The 696-nt window shown below is 28.0% G+C and carries 2 protein-coding genes; both read left to right on the top strand.

Annotated elements, in window-relative coordinates:
• The coding region (locus Q3287_RS19420; RefSeq protein ID WP_407964682.1) for a hypothetical protein at positions 1-252 on the top strand (252 nt) is incomplete at its 5' end.
• 26 nt (positions 253-278) lie between these two features.
• Complete coding sequence (locus tag Q3287_RS19415; protein ID WP_021426506.1) at positions 279-695, top strand: DUF1064 domain-containing protein; 417 nt, start codon at positions 279-281, stop codon at positions 693-695.
• Position 696: the final 1 nt, after the last annotated feature.

Here is a 696-nt window from a genome sequence, read left to right as displayed (position 1 = left end):
CTTACTGTTGTAAGGAATGTAGGAAGAAGGCTAATAGGGCTAGGAGTAAAGAGGATGAATAAATTCCAAAAGGCAGTTTCTCAAATGGTAAAGCAAGAGGAAAAAGAGAATTTATGGCAAGGATACGAAAATTGTAGGGTAGGTAGAAGTATACAAAGTTCAATAAGAATATATGTAAAAGGATTTAAAAGGTTTGGATATAGTGTACATGAGGTTTATGACTTTATAAATAGTATTAATAAGTATGAGTAATTTTAAGTGATAAAGGGAGTATTTGATTGAGTAAATACAATAATAAAAAAATTATAATAGATGGAATTAAATTTGATAGCAAAGATGAATCAGAATATTATCTATATTTAAAAGAAAAGAAAGAAAATGGAGAAATAAAAGATTTTGGACTTCAACAAAAGTTTGAATTACAGCCTAAATTTAAGAAGGATGGAAAGAACTATAGGGCTATTACATATACAGTTGATTTTGCCATATACAAATGGGATGGTGAAGTTGTTTATATAGATGTGAAAGGATATAGTACACAACAAGGTGAACTTAGAAAAAAGCTTTTTGACTATAAGTATCAAGATAAAAAATTGATATGGATTGCTAAGAGTAAAAAATATGGAGTAGATGGTTGGATAGAATATAGTGAACTTAAGAAAAAGAGAAAAGAAAATAAGAAAAAGGTAGCTTAAG

Source organism: Clostridioides sp. GD02404, from assembly GCF_045898275.1.
Classification (GTDB): domain Bacteria; phylum Bacillota; class Clostridia; order Peptostreptococcales; family Peptostreptococcaceae; genus Clostridioides; species Clostridioides difficile_A.
This window is presented reverse-complemented; position numbering and strand designations above follow the sequence as displayed.